Annotated in this window: 17 protein-coding genes; 12 read left to right on the forward strand and 5 right to left on the reverse strand. The window is 53.8% G+C overall.

Going from position 1 to position 15,490, the window contains the following annotated elements; translation table 11 throughout:
- Positions 1-142 precede the first annotated feature (142 nt).
- From M3G15_RS03160 to M3G15_RS03175, 4 genes are all read left to right on the forward strand, one after another.
- Positions 143-340, forward strand: coding sequence for a cold shock domain-containing protein (locus M3G15_RS03160; protein WP_009222768.1), 198 nt, complete (start codon positions 143-145; stop codon positions 338-340).
- A 180-nt stretch (positions 341-520) separates the two neighbouring features.
- A complete protein-coding gene (locus M3G15_RS03165) occupies positions 521-1,468 on the forward strand; it encodes a helix-turn-helix transcriptional regulator (protein WP_260070037.1) in 948 nt (315 codons plus the stop codon).
- 68 nt (positions 1,469-1,536) lie between these two features.
- Positions 1,537-1,959, forward strand: a complete 423-nt coding sequence (locus M3G15_RS03170) for a VOC family protein (protein WP_009222770.1) — start codon at positions 1,537-1,539, stop codon at positions 1,957-1,959.
- A 23-nt stretch (positions 1,960-1,982) separates the two neighbouring features.
- Positions 1,983-2,861: a prenyltransferase/squalene oxidase repeat-containing protein gene (locus M3G15_RS03175; protein ID WP_260070038.1), complete on the forward strand. Its 879-nt coding sequence runs from the start codon at positions 1,983-1,985 to the stop codon at positions 2,859-2,861.
- Between the two features lie 63 nt (positions 2,862-2,924).
- On the opposite strand, the gene M3G15_RS03180 is transcribed toward M3G15_RS03175, so the two are convergent.
- Positions 2,925-3,572: a nitroreductase family protein gene (locus tag M3G15_RS03180; RefSeq protein ID WP_009222772.1), complete on the reverse strand. Its 648-nt coding sequence runs from the start codon at positions 3,570-3,572 to the stop codon at positions 2,925-2,927.
- A gap of 133 nt (positions 3,573-3,705) precedes the next feature.
- The gene (locus tag M3G15_RS03185; protein ID WP_260070039.1) at positions 3,706-4,899 is read right to left on the reverse strand and encodes an MFS transporter; all 1,194 of its coding nucleotides are present in this window, start codon (positions 4,897-4,899) and stop codon (positions 3,706-3,708) included.
- Positions 4,900-5,049: 150 nt separating this feature from the next.
- Between M3G15_RS03185 and M3G15_RS03190 the strand changes: the two genes are divergently transcribed.
- The 8 genes from M3G15_RS03190 to M3G15_RS03225 all read left to right on the forward strand — a co-directional run bounded on the left by M3G15_RS03190 (position 5,050) and on the right by M3G15_RS03225 (position 12,298).
- Positions 5,050-5,367 (forward strand): hypothetical protein, encoded by a 318-nt coding sequence (locus tag M3G15_RS03190; protein WP_260070040.1) that lies wholly within the window; start codon positions 5,050-5,052, stop codon positions 5,365-5,367.
- Positions 5,368-5,457: 90 nt separating this feature from the next.
- The gene (locus M3G15_RS03195; protein WP_260070041.1) at positions 5,458-6,537 is read left to right on the forward strand and encodes a tetraprenyl-beta-curcumene synthase family protein; all 1,080 of its coding nucleotides are present in this window, start codon (positions 5,458-5,460) and stop codon (positions 6,535-6,537) included.
- 49 nt (positions 6,538-6,586) lie between these two features.
- A complete protein-coding gene (gene pfkA, locus M3G15_RS03200; protein WP_009222776.1) occupies positions 6,587-7,558 on the forward strand; it encodes a 6-phosphofructokinase in 972 nt (323 codons plus the stop codon).
- A gap of 251 nt (positions 7,559-7,809) precedes the next feature.
- Complete coding sequence (locus M3G15_RS03205) at positions 7,810-8,619, forward strand: ABC transporter ATP-binding protein (RefSeq protein ID WP_260070042.1); 810 nt, start codon at positions 7,810-7,812, stop codon at positions 8,617-8,619.
- Between the two features lie 21 nt (positions 8,620-8,640).
- The gene (locus M3G15_RS03210; RefSeq protein ID WP_260070043.1) at positions 8,641-9,465 is read left to right on the forward strand and encodes an ABC transporter permease; all 825 of its coding nucleotides are present in this window, start codon (positions 8,641-8,643) and stop codon (positions 9,463-9,465) included.
- Between the two features lie 94 nt (positions 9,466-9,559).
- Positions 9,560-10,906: an LLM class flavin-dependent oxidoreductase gene (locus tag M3G15_RS03215; protein WP_260070044.1), complete on the forward strand. Its 1,347-nt coding sequence runs from the start codon at positions 9,560-9,562 to the stop codon at positions 10,904-10,906.
- A 33-nt stretch (positions 10,907-10,939) separates the two neighbouring features.
- Complete coding sequence (locus tag M3G15_RS03220) at positions 10,940-11,959, forward strand: ABC transporter substrate-binding protein (protein ID WP_260070045.1); 1,020 nt, start codon at positions 10,940-10,942, stop codon at positions 11,957-11,959.
- Positions 11,960-12,085: 126 nt separating this feature from the next.
- Complete coding sequence (locus M3G15_RS03225; protein ID WP_036643682.1) at positions 12,086-12,298, forward strand: DUF3906 family protein; 213 nt, start codon at positions 12,086-12,088, stop codon at positions 12,296-12,298.
- A 45-nt stretch (positions 12,299-12,343) separates the two neighbouring features.
- On the opposite strand, the gene M3G15_RS03230 is transcribed toward M3G15_RS03225, so the two are convergent.
- The 3 genes from M3G15_RS03230 to M3G15_RS03240 all read right to left on the reverse strand — a co-directional run bounded on the left by M3G15_RS03230 (position 12,344) and on the right by M3G15_RS03240 (position 15,389).
- Complete coding sequence (locus tag M3G15_RS03230; protein ID WP_260070046.1) at positions 12,344-13,717, reverse strand: MATE family efflux transporter; 1,374 nt, start codon at positions 13,715-13,717, stop codon at positions 12,344-12,346.
- Positions 13,718-13,815: 98 nt separating this feature from the next.
- Entirely contained in the window at positions 13,816-15,009 is a 1,194-nt protein-coding gene (locus M3G15_RS03235) for a putative glycoside hydrolase (protein ID WP_009222783.1), read from the reverse strand.
- 179 nt (positions 15,010-15,188) lie between these two features.
- Positions 15,189-15,389: a hypothetical protein gene (locus M3G15_RS03240; RefSeq protein ID WP_009222784.1), complete on the reverse strand. Its 201-nt coding sequence runs from the start codon at positions 15,387-15,389 to the stop codon at positions 15,189-15,191.
- Between the last annotated feature and the right edge of the window lie 101 nt (positions 15,390-15,490).

Below are 15,490 nucleotides of genomic sequence, written 5' to 3' on the forward strand. Positions count from 1 at the left end.
AAGCAAATGAAACCATACGATTCTGGCGGCGGTTTTTGGCGCGAAAAGTTATGGGCGAACTGACACGTTGCATTGTCGGTGGGCATAGAGTATAATATGGGTATTCGTCAATGATGGCGATTATTTTTAGGAGGTTGTTCATTTGAAAGGTACAGTTAAATGGTTTAACGCAGAAAAAGGCTATGGCTTCATCCAAGTTGAAGGTGGCGAAGACGTATTCGTACACTTCTCCGCTATTCAAGGCGAAGGTTTCAAAACTCTAGAAGAAGGCCAAGCCGTTGAGTTCGAAATTACTGACGGCAACCGTGGTCCTCAAGCTGCTAACGTAATCAAATTATAAGATCACTTCCGTATTAGCGGATCACTTATAAAGTTTGGTACTAAGCGCGATAATGAAAGGCACAGCTCTTTATAGGGCTGTGTTTTTTTCTATACATAGATAGAATGAAATTAATTGGTGACAATCTGTTGTCACCATTACTCTGCTATAGTGATGTTAACGGGAGGGGAACCAAACGCGATGAAGCGAATGGACCGGATGATGGCGATTGTGATGGCCTTGCAGCAGCGCCCGGAGACCGCACAATCCTTGGCGGACAAGCTGGAGGTGTCCAAGCGGACGGTGCTTCGCGATATGCAGGCTTTGGCGGAAATCGGCATTCCTTTGGTTGCGCTTCCAGGACCGGGCGGCGGCTACCGCCTCATGGACGGCTTTCTGCTGCCTTCGCTGCAGCTTGACGCCGGCGAGGCGCTGACCGTCCTGCTGGCTTTGGACGGCATCGGCAAATACGCCGACAGCCCCTTTCGCGAGGCGAAAAGGACTGTCGCCGACAAGATCCGCTCCGCTTTGCCCGAGCAAATGCTAGGGCAAATTGCTCCATTGCTCCGGCACGTGGAAATGGAGGTGCCGGAGCGCGGCATCCAGGCGCCGTTCCTCAGCGCCTTGATGGCATATGCTGCCGGCGGGAAGTGGATCCGAGCAGAGTACCGCTCGCTGAATTATCGCCGGCAGCTGACGTTGAAGCCGCTGCGCGTGTACGCCGCGCATGGCTTCTGGTACTGCGAAGCCGAGTCGCTGGAGCATGGGGAGAAGCGAACGTTCCGCGTCGATCGCTTCGTCGAGGCGGCCGAGACGTCTCCCCCACCGGGTGCGGGTGCCGGAAGGGGAGAGGCCGCCAAAGGGACTCCTCCCCGGGCGGCAACCGGGAGAGAGGATTTCCGGCTGCGCGTGAAATTGACGTATCGCGGTTCGCTGCTGGCGGAGCAGGATCCGCATTTTGGTCAGGAGGTGCAGCAGGTGGGGAAGGCCGAGTGGCAGCTCGACTGCACCCTGCCGGGTTCGGAATGGGATTGGGCGGTTTCCTATTTCTTTGGTCTTGGCCGGGATGCGGAAGTCCTCGAGCCCCAGGCGATGCGCGAGGAGCTGCATCAGCGCGCGGTGGAGCTGGCCGAGCGGTACCGGACTTAAGCTGATACCGCCGACTTGAACGCTTAGCTTAGACCTATTTATTTCGAAGAAGAACGGAGGGTGGATGCATGAAACCTAGAATGTCGGTGTTAACGATTGGTGTGGAGGATTTGGAAAGAGCGGTGCAATTTTATCGAGATGGCCTTGGCTGGGCGACGGAGGGGATCGTAGGTCAAGAGTTCGAGCACGGGGCGGTTGCCTTCTTCGATTTGCAGGCGGGACTGAAGCTGGCGCTGTGGAAGCGGGCGGATATCGCCCATGACACTGGTCTAACGCTTCATGCCCCAAGTCCAACGGAAATTACGCTGGGTCATAATGTGGCGAGCAAAGCGGAAGTGGATCAAGTGATGGGGCAAGCGAAAGCAGCTGGAGCTAAGATCGTGGTTCCGCCTCACGATACGTTTTGGGGAGGGTACTCCGGATATTTTCAAGATCCCGACGGGCATTTGTGGGAGGTTGTCTTCAATCCTGAATGGGTATTCGAAGCCTGAGTGGCGAAGGGGACGAGAGTTTTATGAAAAAACGGGACGTATTGGAACGGGCCAGTACTTTTATTTATTCGCATGCCCGGCTGTTGGATCGCAAGCGGTTTGCTTACCACTTTGAAGGAGGGAGCGCGGAGGAGGTGCTTCGCCCGTACCAGAACGGGGATGGCGGATTTGGTCATGCGCTGGAGCCGGATATGCGCGGTCCGCATAGCCAGCCGGTGGCAACCGAAACGGCGTTGCTGGTGATTCGCGAGGTGGGCGGATTCGGGTCGGATCTGCTGGACGGAGTGATCCGTTATCTGCGCAGTTTGACACTGCCGGGAGGCGGCTTGCCGCGGGCAACGACGGAAGTGAATCGATATCCGCATGCGCCGTGGTGGACGACCGAGCAGGACGGGGGTCCCTCGATCAACCCGACGGGAAGCATCATCGGCATGCTGCTGGGGCAACAGGAACGCACCGATTTTTTCCGTGAGGATTGGTTCCAAAATAATGTCGCCTATCTGTGGGGATGTGTAGAGCAAGGCCTTCCCGAGGATTATCATGACGCGGTTCAGTGGATTTCCTTCCTGCAGCATGTGCCAGATCAGGAGCGGGCGGCGAAGGCGCTATCCAGGTTGGATGCCTGGCTGACCGGACCAAACGGGATTGAGCGGGATCCGCTGGCGGAGGGGTACGTCCATAAAGTGCTGGACTACGCACCAACGCCGGAGAGTTACGCGGCGAAGCTCATCTCGGAGCAAGACATCGAGAAGCACTTGAATTGGTTGATAAGCACGCAGCAGGAGGATGGCGGTTGGGCGCTCACGTTTCCGGCAGTAAGCCCGGCGGGCGAGCAGGAATGGCGCGGTTGGCTGACCATAGAGAATTTGAAGACGCTGAAGGCTTACGGCCGCTTGTCCTAAGCCAGATTAGAAAGAGGCTCGTTTCCAACATGTTGCTGGAAAGAGCCTCTTCATGTATGGACTTTACTCAACGATCCGCAAAATCTCGGATACTTCCTTCCGCGGCACCGGCTTCGGTGAGATCGCCGGATGGCCCAGTGCGATCACCATATTCACTCCGCGATCGGCAGGAATGTCGAGGAATTCGCGCAGCTTATCTTCCGCGAGCAGTACCGGTCCGGTCATCGGACAACTGGCGAGGCCTTTGGCATGCGCGGCCAGCATCAGGTTCTGCGCGGCCAGACAGCTGCTCTTGAGGCCTTCTTCGTCCCAAATTTCAGGAGTGACGAAGGAGATCGGGTCAAAAATTCGCTCACGGAACTTCGAGGTGTACGGCGTAGACAAAACTACGATTAACGCCGGAGCGCCGGAAAAGGCGGTTGCGTAAGGGCCAAACGATTTCACAAGCAGCTTGGCTTCCCGATCCTTCCCCTGTGCTGTGGCGCGTGCTGCGATTTCATGCAGGCTTTCCCAGGTAAAATCCTCGATCTGCTTGATTTTATCTGCGTTCATGACGACGATGAATTCCCAGGTTTGCGAATTCGTGTCGCTGGGCGCATAGCGAGCGCAGTCGATGAGATCCTTGATATCGGAGACGCTGACAGGCTCTTGGGTAAATTCCCGGATACTGCGGCGGGTTTGAAGGATGTCCCGAAACAAAGCGAAATCCATGCGTTTTCACCTGCTTTATCAAATTTAACACCAGGTACTATCATCTGATAATAACTATTATATAGGAAGACTTGTCCTTTGAACAGAGACAAACAAGAGGCGAAGCGCCGTGACGGCACTTCGCCTTGATTCATTAGGCTTTATGCTCGAATTTCGAGGGGGTGTTCTCTCCCGGCCCCTTCTGAAAATAACGGCTGGCGAACCCGACGCACGCGACCAGCGCCGCGCCCATCGCCGTCAGGTAGAACGGCTGTCGGCCGAGCTGCTCAAACATCACGCCGCCGAAGGTTCCGCTGAGCAGTCCGGCGAGGCTCGACCAGACGATGGTGTACAAGGCCATGCCCGTTGCCCGAAATTCGTCGGGGATCAGCCGGGTGAGCATGCGGATAGCCGTGACATAGAAGATGCCAAACGTCACGCCGTGCATCGCCTGGATCGCGAGGATGCCGTATGGCGACCCCGTCAGCCCCATCAGCAGGAACCGGACGGCGAACAGCAGGCTGGCTAGCAGCAGGAGCGGCAGCTCTTTATATTTTTCCCCATGGAAGCTGAGGTAGATGAATACGGGGATTTCTGACAGCGACGAGGCCAGCATCGCCCAGCCGATCAGATTCTCGTTAGCCCCCAGCTCCTTCAGGCTGATCGAGATAAACGCTTCGTTCATCCGCATGCCGATCGCCAGACAGAAGACGCAGCCAAAGAACCATAGCAGCTCTTTTTGCCGCAGAATGCCCCATATGCCCGACAGGTCCATCTTCGCCACGGTTGTTGGCTGGTCCTTGACGAACAGGATGAACCCGAGTGCAAGTCCGGCGATAGCAATCGACACCCACATCGTATTGGAGGAGCCGATCCGGGCGAGCACGTAACCGATAAGCAAGGCAAAGAAAGCATATCCAAACGAGCCAAACAGCCGGATGGAGATGAAATGGATGCCATGCTGCTTGGCGGTTGTGATCGAGATTGTATCCGACAGCGGAAAGACCGGATAGAAGAAAAAGTAAAACAACGTAATAACCGCCATGATGAGAGAAAACGAGGTCGACGCCGATAAAAGAAACGTCAGCGCAATTTGCCCGATCAACAGGATGAGCAGGACTTTCTTAATCGTTTGATAACGGTCGCTGGCCAGACTCCATAGCAAATTGGAGACGACGGAGATCATGGGTCCCAGCGCGTACAGCAAGCCGATCTGGCTGGTCGAAAATCCCAGCTGGGCGTAAAACAGCGGGAAGTAGGAGGAAACAAGGACACTTGTTCCGTATATTGTAAAGGTAAAGGCGCGCAGCCATGCGATATCCATGCGGGCCGTGGTTTTCCGATTCATGGGGTTTACGTACTCCGTTTCTGCAGTCACATCATTTTTTTGCGTTATGCTAGCAAGTATACCAGAAATCCAGAGGTTCGGCGGCAATAAAAATTCCTTTTCATTGACGAAAATCCTTTATACTAAATCTTAAGAAGGAGGCGAAACGCCATGATCGAAGGATTTGTATACGATGAGCGGCTGGATATCCATGTGCCGATGCTGGAGCGCCCTTTTGACGAATATGAGCTGGATGAACGGCTGGCGATGATCGCCTACTGGGAGGAAGTCCGCGGCCGAATTCCAACGAAAGTGATGGTGCTGGAACAGTTCATTGAGCACAAGCTGAACGAAATGAACGAGGAGACCGACTTTGAGCGCAGCTGCCGTCTGAATGGGGAGATTGCCGAGCTGGCCAGCCGGATCAACGATTTGCTGATTTGGTACCGTACGGTCCAGGAAGAGCCCTCGGCCAAAAGACATATGTGATTTTGTTTATTTGTGCTTAAAGTTGGATCATATTATAATATAGAATGGTTTTCAGACAGGCCGTATTAACAACGCAGTGGAGGCAAGCCATTGATAGAACTTGAGCAAAGCCGAAACCAATTCCCGAAGGAGCCGATCCGGCTGATGAGTCGGGTTTATAAATTTATTTTGCCGGATGTCCATAAGGAGTTGGAGCGTTGGCGGAAGGATGCCGATGCGATTCCCGATCCTGAGCTAAGGCGACAGGCTTTGGCCAGCATCGCGACGAAGAAGTTCCATTGCCAGGGCGGTGCCGTGTATGCGGCCGCCAATTTACCGATGCGTCACGTCTTGATTCCGCTTATCGTTGCGTTTCAAACGATCAGCGATTATTTGGACAATTTATGCGACCGAAGCACCTCCAAGGATCCTGAGGATTTCCGGCTGTTGCACCAGAGCATGCTCGACGCGGTGAATCCAGCGGCACAGCTGCGAAATTACTACGCCCTTCGCGAGGAGCAGGACGATGGAGGTTATTTGCACCGGCTGGTGAAGACTTGTCAGACGCAAATTGCCGAGCTGCAGGGTTACCCGGCTGCCATGCCGTACATCGTTGATCTTGTAGGACTTTATACCGACCTGCAGGTGTACAAGCACATCGATCCGCAGGAACGCGAAGCGAAGCTGCTGAGCTGGTGGGCTGAGCACGAGCACCGTGCCCCGCATTTGCGATGGAATGAGTTCGCGGCAGCGACAGGCTCCACCCTTGGGGTGTTTATGTTGTTCCTGGCGTCTAGCCACAAAGGGCTGGATGAACGAAGCGCACAAACGATCCACGCGGCTTATTTTCCGCATGTCTGCGGGCTGCATATCCTGCTGGACTACTTGATTGACCAAGCGGAGGATGAGCTTGGCGGGGACTTGAACTTTTGCAGTTACTACGATAGCAAGGAAACGATGTTGAGCCGAATCACGTTGATCGTCGAGGGAGCGCGGCAGGATATCCGGAAGCTGCCGGCTTCCTCGTTTCATAAAATGATCATTGAAGGCCTGCTGGCCTTGTATTTATCTGATCCGAAGGTCACCCAGCAGGACGAAATCCGCGAGGTATCCAAACGGTTGATGCGCCGGAGCCCGCTGATGCGGTTGTTCTTTTTCGCTAACAGCCTGTGGATTCGCAAGCATCTTTAAGATTTAGTGCATTGTTAACTTACTTACAACTGAATTAGGAGGAATTATCATGTCAGCAGTTAAAAAAATCGCAGTGCTTACCAGCGGAGGAGACTCCCAGGGGATGAACGCAGCTGTACGCGCCGTTGTCCGGAGCGGGTTGTACTACGGCCTGGAAGTGTACGGGATTCAACGCGGCTATCAAGGCTTGCTGAATAATGACATTTTCCAAATGGACATCCGCAGCGTTGGCGATATCATTCAACGCGGGGGGACAATTCTTCAATCCGCACGCTGCCTGGAGTTCAAGACACCGGAAGGCCAACAACGCGGCGCGGAAATTTTGCGTGAGCACGGCATCGACGGCCTTGTCGTCATCGGCGGCGACGGCTCCTATCAAGGGGCAGAGAAGCTGAGCAAGCTGGGCATTAAGACGATGGGACTGCCGGGGACGATCGACAATGACATCTCCTTTACGGACTACACCATCGGTTTTGATACCGCAGTAAGCATCGTCGTGGACGCGGTCAACAAGCTGCGCGACACGATGTCCTCTCACGAACGGGCTTCCGTCGTTGAGGTTATGGGCCGTCATTGCGGCGATATCGCGCTGCATGCCGGTTTGGCTGCGGGGGCGGAGACGATCCTTGTACCGGAAGTACCGTTTGACCTGGACGAAGTAGCGGACCGCATGAAGCAAAACTTTGAAAAAGGGAAACGCCACAGCATCGTGATCGTAGCCGAAGGCGTTGGCAGCGGCGAGGACGTTGTGCAGGCGATCAAGCAGCGCCAACCTTCCGTTGAACCGCGCGCGACGGTTCTTGGTCACATTCAACGCGGCGGATCGCCAACGCCGTTTGACCGTAACCTGGCCAGCCGTCTCGGTGACTTCGCCGTGCGCAGCCTCATTGCCGGCGAATCGAACAAAGCCTGCGGCGTGATCGGCGGCGAAATGGTATTGACCGACATCGAGAAGGTTGTCAGCACGAAGAAGCCGTTTAACATGGAACTGTACGAGCTGGCGTCGCGGTTGTCGCAGTAAGCATCCGCACGGATTGCTCAGAGTTAGGCCTAATTGACTAAGGGGAGTCAGGTTTATAACCTGGCTCTTTTTTTGTAAATGCAAATCTATAGAGGGGTTGACAATGAAATCCAAAATGTTAATATAATCACATCGAAATAGTTGGAATTTGAAATATCGCTGACCGGGTCACCGGAGGCTCAGCAGACAGACGCTTGCGTCTTGTCTTCTGGGCTTTTTTTGTTCCAAAAAACTGTGGGGAGGTAGATGGGATGTCAGACAACGCAAAAATCAGGTTCGAGAACGTGACGAAAACTTTCACCGTCCGTGACCCTAAAAAAAGCGGGGCAGCTCAACTGTTTACGGCGGTCAAAGATTTGAACTTCACCGTCAGGGAAGGGGAATTTCTAACGCTAGTCGGGCCAAGCGGTTGCGGAAAATCTACGCTGCTGGATATGATCAGCGGGTTGTCCGCTCCGACCCGCGGGAGAATTCTGATGGACGGCGAGGAAATTACAGGTCCCGGCTTAGATCGCGGCATCGTGTTTCAGCAATATGCCTTATTTCCTTGGAAGACGGCCCGGGGCAACATCGAGTTTGGATTGGAGGCCAAAGGGGTACCCAAGCAGGAACGGAAGGAACAAGCCGATCATTTCCTCTCCCTTGTCGGGCTTGCTTCCTTCGGCGACCGATATCCGCATGAGCTGTCCGGCGGGATGAAGCAACGTGTCGCCATCGCTCGCAGCCTCGCGTTTAACCCGGATGTGCTGCTTATGGATGAACCGTTTGCAGCATTGGATGCTCAGACGCGGGAATCTTTGCAGGGGGAATTGCTGAGAATCTGGGAGCAAACGAAAAAGACGATTATTTTTATCACCCATGGGATTGATGAGGCCGTTTATCTAGGGGAACGCGTTGTCGTTCTCACACCGGGCCCGGGTACGGTAAGACATATCGTTGATGTACCGCTCAAATCGAGACTCGACGATGCGGATGTTCGCTCTCATCCCGATTTCGTAAAGATCCGTCATGAAGTCTGGAATTTGCTTCACGAGCCGGTGTATCAAGGAGCTTATATCTAAACGAAAAAGGAGTGGGTACGAATGGAAACCGCAAAGTCCGTCCCTGCAAGCCTGCCGGCAAGGAATATAAAAGTGGCTCTTGTTGCAGGTCTGCGCAAATTGGTACGGCAATCGATTGTTCTGATTGGTTTGTTTCTGTTATGGGAAGCAGCACCCCGGTTGGGGCTGGTGGATCCGGCATTTTTGCCGCCATTCACTGATGTGATCCGATCGCTGGTTCACTTGATTACTTCGGGAGAATTGCTCCAACACTTTTCGGCGAGTATTGTCTGTTCGCTGTCCGGATTTCTGTTAGCACTGATTGTGGCCATTCCGCTAGGACTAATCATCGGCTGGTATCCGGTAGCCCGAGAACTGCTGAATCCCATCCTTGAACTGTTCCGGAATACCGCGGCGCTGGCCTTGCTTCCGGTGTTTATGCTGCTGCTCGGCATCGGGGAGACTTCCAAAATCGCGATTGTCCTTTTCGCTTGCGCCTGGCCGATCCTTCTGAATACGATCGCGGCCGTTGGTAACGTTGACCCCTTGCTCATCAAGTCCGCCAAGTCAATGAAGTTATCCTCTTCCAAGCTGTTTTTGAAGGTGATTTTACCGGCCTCCGTGCCAACGATTTTTACCGGTATCCGCATGGCGGGGACGGGGGCGATTCTCGTATTAATTGCCGCCGAGATGGTCGGGGCGAAGGAAGGGCTTGGGTATCTGATCACGTATTCGCAGTACAATTTCGAAATTCCTAAAATGTATGCGGGGATTCTCGCCATCTCCTTGCTTGGTCTGATCATTAACTACGGTTTAGTTAGTTTGGAGCACAAGTTATCGAAATGGAATACGCAGACGAACAGTTAATTGGCGAGATTTAGGGTTTGGAATAACGTCAATCGACGTTTTTCTTATAGTCAAAATATGACTAAACAAATTGGAAAACTAGGAGTGGTGAACGATGTCAAACAAGCAAATGAAATTGGGAGCTTTCTTTAATTTGCCAGGGCATCATGTGGCGAGCTGGCGGCATCCGCAAACCGAGGCTCACCGTACGTTCGACCTCGAGTATTTGCAGGATTTGGCGCGGTTAGCTGAGCGGGGGAAATTTGATATGATCTTCTTCGCCGACGTCCTTGGCTTGCGCCCTTCCGGTAACCAGGCCGCTTCGGCACTCAAGCTGGATCCGCTGATTATTCTCGCAGCGCTCGCGTCCGTCACGAAACATATTGGCCTCACCGCGACGCTGACGACGACCTATAACGAACCTTATCAAGTGGCACGCAAATTTGCGGCGATCGATCACTTATCCAAGGGGCGTGCGGCTTGGAATGTCGTCACCTCTGCCAATGAGCGGGAATCACTGCTGTTCGGAAAGCCCAAGCATCTCGAGCATGCCCGCAGATATGAACGGGCGGATGAGTTTGTGGAAGTCGTGAAGAAGCTCTGGCTCTCCATCGAACGGGAAGCGATTGTTCTTGACAAGGAAGGCGGCCGAATCCTGGACGTAGAGAAGCTCCACCCGTTGGATTTTGAAGGCGAGTGGTTTAAAGTTCAGGGGCTGCTTGACGCACCTTCGACGCCGCAGGGGCATCCGGTCATCGTACAAGCGGGATCGTCGGAGGCGGGAAAAGATCTGGCGGCCAAAACCGCAGAGGTTATCTTCACCGCATGGCAAACGCTGGAGGAAGCCCAAACGTTCTATCGGGATGTGAAGGGCCGCCTTGCGAAATATGGGCGTAAACCGGACGATCTGAAGATCATGCCGGGGGTGTTCATTACGGTGGCGAAGACGGAAGCGGAAGCGATCGCCAAGCGGAAGGAGTTAAACAGCTACATTTTGCCTGAAGTCGGCTTGGAGTATTTATCCAACTTCATCGGGACGGATCTGACGGGCTATGATGTGGATGCACCGCTGCCGGAATTTGCGGCGTCAGAGGACAAGACGAATCCGCAGATTCGCTCCAATCTGATCCGTGCGCTGGCCGAACGTGAAGGGTTAACTACGATCCGCGAGGTGTATGAGCATATTGCGGGAGCACGGGGGCACCGGGAAATTGTGGGCACGCCGGGACAGATCGCGGACCAACTGGAGGAATGGTTCCTGAATGAAGGGGCGGACGGCTTTAACATCATGCCGCCTACGTTCCCGGAAGGATTTCGGGATATCGTCGAACTGGTCATTCCGGAGCTACAGCGGCGCGGATTGTTCCGCACGGAATATGAGAGCACCACATTACGCGGCAATCTAGGGTTATCTGTTCCCGCTTATCCCTCTCGCAAAGAAGCGCCATCCGCTTTGATCTAAATCCAAACGAAAAATAAAGGTCGGTGTAAGTAAATGCATAAACCAAGGAGACAATCCATAACGCTGCTGGCGGTGGTGCTGGTTGCCGGGGCCTTGCTGGCGGGTTGCGCTGGGGGCAGGGCCGGGGCGAACGGAGGAGAAGATAAGGTCCTCCAATACAATTCGTCCCCAGGCACGGTGTCATTCCCGGAGCTGGCAGAGGACCTCGGCTATCTGGGGGATGTGAAGCTGGAGTCGATCGGGAGTACGACAGGTGGTCCGGAAAGCATTCAATTAACGGCGACGAAGCAGACCGATTTTGGATCGGCTTTTAACGGGGCGATCATTAAATCGGTGGCCCAGAACGTAAAGATCAAATCCGTGGTCGGCTCGTACGGCAGCGATAAAGATACGTATATCGGCGCTTATGTGCTGGAGAGCAGCTCCATCCGGACGGCCAAAGATTTTATCGGCAAAAAGGTCGGAGTGAACACGTTAGGCGCGCATTTGGAATTTATGACCAAGGATTACTTGCGTCTAGGCGGATTAACCGAGAAAGAAATCAGCCAAGTCACCTTGGTTACGGTGCCCTCTGGAAATGCGGAGCAAATTTTGCGCAGCGGGCAGATCGAAGTCGTCCTATTGAGCGGCGTGGCCAGAGACCGGGCTTTGGAAAAGGGCGGCCTCGTGGAATTATTCAGGGATATCGACGTTTATCAGACGGAGTTTACGGCGGGCGATTACTTTTTTACCGAGGAGTACATTAAGAATAACCCGAACACGGTAAGGCAATTCGTTGAAGGCGTCGCAAAAGCGATCGAATGGGAACGCACCACGCCGCGGGAAGAAGTGATCAAGCGAATGGAAAGCATCGTAGAGAAGAGAGACGGCAAGGACGCAACCCTGAATTTGAAATACTGGAAGAGTCCAGGGATTGCTACGGAAGGAGGAGTGATTACTCCGGAGGAATACCAGCGCTGGATCGATTGGTTGGTTAACGAGGGTGAACTGAAGGAGGGGCAATTGAAACCGGAGGATCTGTATACCAACGAATTTAATCCCTATGCCAAGTAACCGATATGGATGAAGGAGGCCGCTCCCTGTTGGGGCGGCCTCTTCTTGATGCCCGTTGATGAAACTCCACGATATGGGGAAGTTTGCTATAATAAGTTGAGCTTAAGGGTCAGAGGAGGATCTCACATGTACCTGTATCGTTTGGAGGCTGACACCTCCGCCGGTCCGTTTACGATCATCATTGCTGCCGAAGGGGAGGAGAAGGCGTTTGCCGCGGCGGAAGAGCATTTGCAGCGGCAGGTGCTGCCCGCTCCCACAATCACGGAGCTGTCGATTGTGGAGAAGAAGCGGATCGTGCCCGGGGCCGGGTACGTGGTGGCTATCGGCGAACCGCGCTAATGACAGAAGCCCGTGACCGAATGAAGGTCACGGGCTTCTCTGCTTTTATTGCGCTTCCGCAGGATGAATCTGACGGTTGGCCAGGCGGCGCTGGATCACGATCAGGCGATACAGCAGCAGAACGGCGGCGACGGCCAGACCGGTAATGAGACCAATCCAGTATCCGTAAGGGCCTTGCGAGGTGTAGTTGGCCAGGACGAACCCCAGCGGCAGTCCGATGATCCAATAAGCGAGCAGCGAGATCCAGAAGCCGGGACTGACGTCCTTGTAACCGCGCAGCACGCCTTGGGTTGGCGTTGCAATGGCATCGGACATCTGGAAGAAGATTGCGTACACCAGAAAGTGCTTGATCAGCGATACGACCTCGGGTTCGCTTGAGTAGAGCTGGGCGACGCCTTGACGGAACAGCATCAGCAGGACGGCGGTGGCCAAAGCCATAGCGGCGGCGGTGCCGATGCCAAGCGCCGCGTATTGCCGGGCATCCTTCAGCCGGGCGGCTCCGGTCTCGAAGCCCACGAGGATCGTCAGCGCCAGACAGATGCTGAGCGGAATCATGTACAGCGTTGAGGCGAAATTGTTCGCCGCTTGGTGGGCGGCGATCGTCACCGTATCGAACCGGCTCATGAGCAGCGTCACAGCGGCGAAGACCGCCGTCTCGAAGAAGATGGCGAAGCCGATCGGGACGCCGAGACGCATCAGCTCACGCCATTTTGCCAGTGAGACGCGATGCAGCTTGCGGAAGACGCCGTACGCCGCGAACGGTTCTTGCCGATGCACGATCCACAAGGCGATGAGAAAAATGCACCAGTACGTAAAAGCCGTAGCGATCCCGGAGCCGATGCCGCCAAGACGTGGGAAGCCGCCGTGGCCAAAAATAAGCAAGTATCCGGCGCCCACATTTAACGGAAGCGAGATCAGCGTAATCATCATCGATACCCGGGTCTGCCCCAGCGCGTCGATAAACGACCGCAACACGATGTAACCAAACAAGGGTACGATTCCCGAGGAAATCGCCACTAGGAAATAGAAAGCAACATGGTGGACCTTAGGCTCCAGATCCATCGAATTCAGCACGGGGGAGACGGACAGCGCACCGGCAAGCAGGACGACCAGGCTCACGGCTACCGATAACCATAACGCCTGGATGACGTGATAGCCTACTTTGTCCCTCGCCCCGGCACCAATCAGCTGAGAAACGATGGGCGTGATGCCCATCAGGATGCCGCTGAGTCCGGTTTGCACCGGAATCCACAGGCTTGAACCGATCGCTGTGCCGGCCAGGTCTGCCGGACTCGCATGGCCGGACATCATCGTATCGAAGAAAGTCATCAACGACATCGTGACCTGGGTGATCAGAATCGGAACCAATATGCGTAAAAATTGAGCGTATTTTTGCTTTAGCGTATGCGTTTGTTTCATAAACCAACTTAACTCCGATCATTTAGTTACTTGAGTACAAGCCCAACCAACCGTCAAACCCGGGCAGCGGGCCCGGGTTTGACGGCGGTGCAGCTTTATTATTCATAATCGACGCCGGAAGTATAACGGTTGGAGGCGTTCCAGAGCAGGAACTCATCCACCTTCATTTCCTTCAGCGCCCGAATTTGTTCTTCCACTTCATGCTTGCCGTATTTGATATAATGACCGCTTCCCAGCCAGCTGGCGGTAAAGTCCTGAATCCACGGACGAATGATCGGCTGCTTATCGCCTAGTTCCGCGAGCTTCGTTTGTGTATCCTGCACCGCACCCTTAATGGTCTGATAAGGTGCTTTGTCGGGGTCCTTCGCATTAAACCAACCGGTTGTATAATGGCTAGGATAAATCATCGGAGAAATAACATCCACGTTGTCGGAGATCTTCACAAAATCCTGGCCGATGCCTTCGGCCGAAGGCACGGATGCGGCGTACCCGAAAATATCAACGGATACTCGAACCCCTAACGGCTCCAGCTGCTCCTTGGCGTATTTGACGAACGAGGAGACGGCGTCGACGCGGCTCATCTCATTTTTCGTATAGCTCAGACTGTCTGCGCGCTTCTCGAAGCCTTCCGGGAAACGCACGTAGTCGAATTGGATTTCCTTAAAGCCTAGTTCCGCTGCTTCCTTCGCGATTGCGATATTGTAATCCCAGACCTCTTTGTTATAAGGATTTACGAAGCTGTCTCCTTTACCGTTGCTCCATACCGATCCGTCCTTATGGCGGAAGGAGAGCTCCGGATGCTTCTTGGCCAAAATCGTATCCTTAAACACGACGATCCGGGCAATTGGATAAATATCATGCTTCTGCAATCGGGCCATTAACGCATCGATGTCACGGATGAACGGCTGCGGTTTCCCCCATTTGTTCAGCTCGGGATTATCGGTCTTGTACGTGATATATCCCAAATCGTCCTTAATGTCGATGACCATCGCATTCAGCTCGGTTTGGTCGACGAGATCAACGAGCTGATCCATACGGGATCCCCCGGCACTATAAGCTGTAACGTAAATGCCTTTCACTTTAGGGGCATCCACCTGCGGGTTTACTTTCAGTTCCGATGGTTTGATCGGATTGTCCAGGCGGCCTTCTGCTAGATTTACCTTAAAAGTGTGAGCGACCGATGCCCACATCGTGTCCGCCTGTATGGCTTCGTTCCCCGTTGCCTGCTCCTGAGGCGCTGCTCCGCTGCCTGTTCCCAAGGCCAGAAGTAGTAATGTCCAGATGATGTTCACATGATATCTCTCCCTTGTTTGCACTCGCTGTTAATTATATCGGAAGAGCGGCCCTCAGAGGGAACAGGAATGTCATAATTGGTAAAAAGTTTCAGAGTTTCATAGACGATAAAGCGCAAAAAGTCGTTTCCCCTGCATAAGCAGAAGAAACGACTCATCCTGCATGGAAGCGTTACATATTAATGAAGCAACGCCGGGTTTTGATGCTCGCAGATGCTGAATTGGATAATCTCCAGCGCATCCTGCGGTTCCAAGATGGTCAGGCCATCCCGGAGGAGAATCGTAGAATTCAGTTCCTTTTGGTTCAGAAAAGGCAGCATATCCGGAAACCATTTCTTTACGATTTGTTCCAGTCTTACCGTTTCCATTTCCACATCCATCACCCTTTCCTTTCAGAATCATTCGCCGCGGAATCAATCCTAAATCGAAAAAGCAAAAAGCCTGTGAAATACGGGGTAAAGCTGAACCCTTTGAAATTGTG

Source organism: Paenibacillus sp. p3-SID1389, assembly GCF_025151705.1.
Classification (GTDB): domain Bacteria; phylum Bacillota; class Bacilli; order Paenibacillales; family Paenibacillaceae; genus Fontibacillus; species Fontibacillus phoenicis.

Excerpts from the sequence above, each read along its gene's own strand:
- M3G15_RS03210 (WP_260070043.1), top strand. The coding sequence starts at position 8,641 with ATGGAAACCGCAAAGTCCGTCCCTGCAAGCCTGCCGGCAAGGAATATA.
- M3G15_RS03190 (WP_260070040.1), top strand. The coding sequence starts at position 5,050 with ATGATCGAAGGATTTGTATACGATGAGCGGCTGGATATCCATGTGCCG.
- M3G15_RS03180 (WP_009222772.1), bottom strand. The coding sequence starts at position 3,572 with ATGGATTTCGCTTTGTTTCGGGACATCCTTCAAACCCGCCGCAGTATC.
- M3G15_RS03165 (WP_260070037.1), top strand. The coding sequence starts at position 521 with ATGAAGCGAATGGACCGGATGATGGCGATTGTGATGGCCTTGCAGCAG.
- M3G15_RS03230 (WP_260070046.1), bottom strand. The coding sequence starts at position 13,717 with ATGAAACAAACGCATACGCTAAAGCAAAAATACGCTCAATTTTTACGC.
- M3G15_RS03220 (WP_260070045.1), top strand. The coding sequence starts at position 10,940 with ATGCATAAACCAAGGAGACAATCCATAACGCTGCTGGCGGTGGTGCTG.
- M3G15_RS03185 (WP_260070039.1), bottom strand. The coding sequence starts at position 4,899 with ATGAATCGGAAAACCACGGCCCGCATGGATATCGCATGGCTGCGCGCC.
- M3G15_RS03225 (WP_036643682.1), top strand. The coding sequence starts at position 12,086 with ATGTACCTGTATCGTTTGGAGGCTGACACCTCCGCCGGTCCGTTTACG.
- M3G15_RS03170 (WP_009222770.1), top strand. The coding sequence starts at position 1,537 with ATGAAACCTAGAATGTCGGTGTTAACGATTGGTGTGGAGGATTTGGAA.
- M3G15_RS03175 (WP_260070038.1), top strand. The coding sequence starts at position 1,983 with ATGAAAAAACGGGACGTATTGGAACGGGCCAGTACTTTTATTTATTCG.
- M3G15_RS03215 (WP_260070044.1), top strand. The coding sequence starts at position 9,560 with ATGTCAAACAAGCAAATGAAATTGGGAGCTTTCTTTAATTTGCCAGGG.
- M3G15_RS03240 (WP_009222784.1), bottom strand. The coding sequence starts at position 15,389 with ATGGATGTGGAAATGGAAACGGTAAGACTGGAACAAATCGTAAAGAAA.
- M3G15_RS03205 (WP_260070042.1), top strand. The coding sequence starts at position 7,810 with ATGTCAGACAACGCAAAAATCAGGTTCGAGAACGTGACGAAAACTTTC.
- pfkA (WP_009222776.1), top strand. The coding sequence starts at position 6,587 with ATGTCAGCAGTTAAAAAAATCGCAGTGCTTACCAGCGGAGGAGACTCC.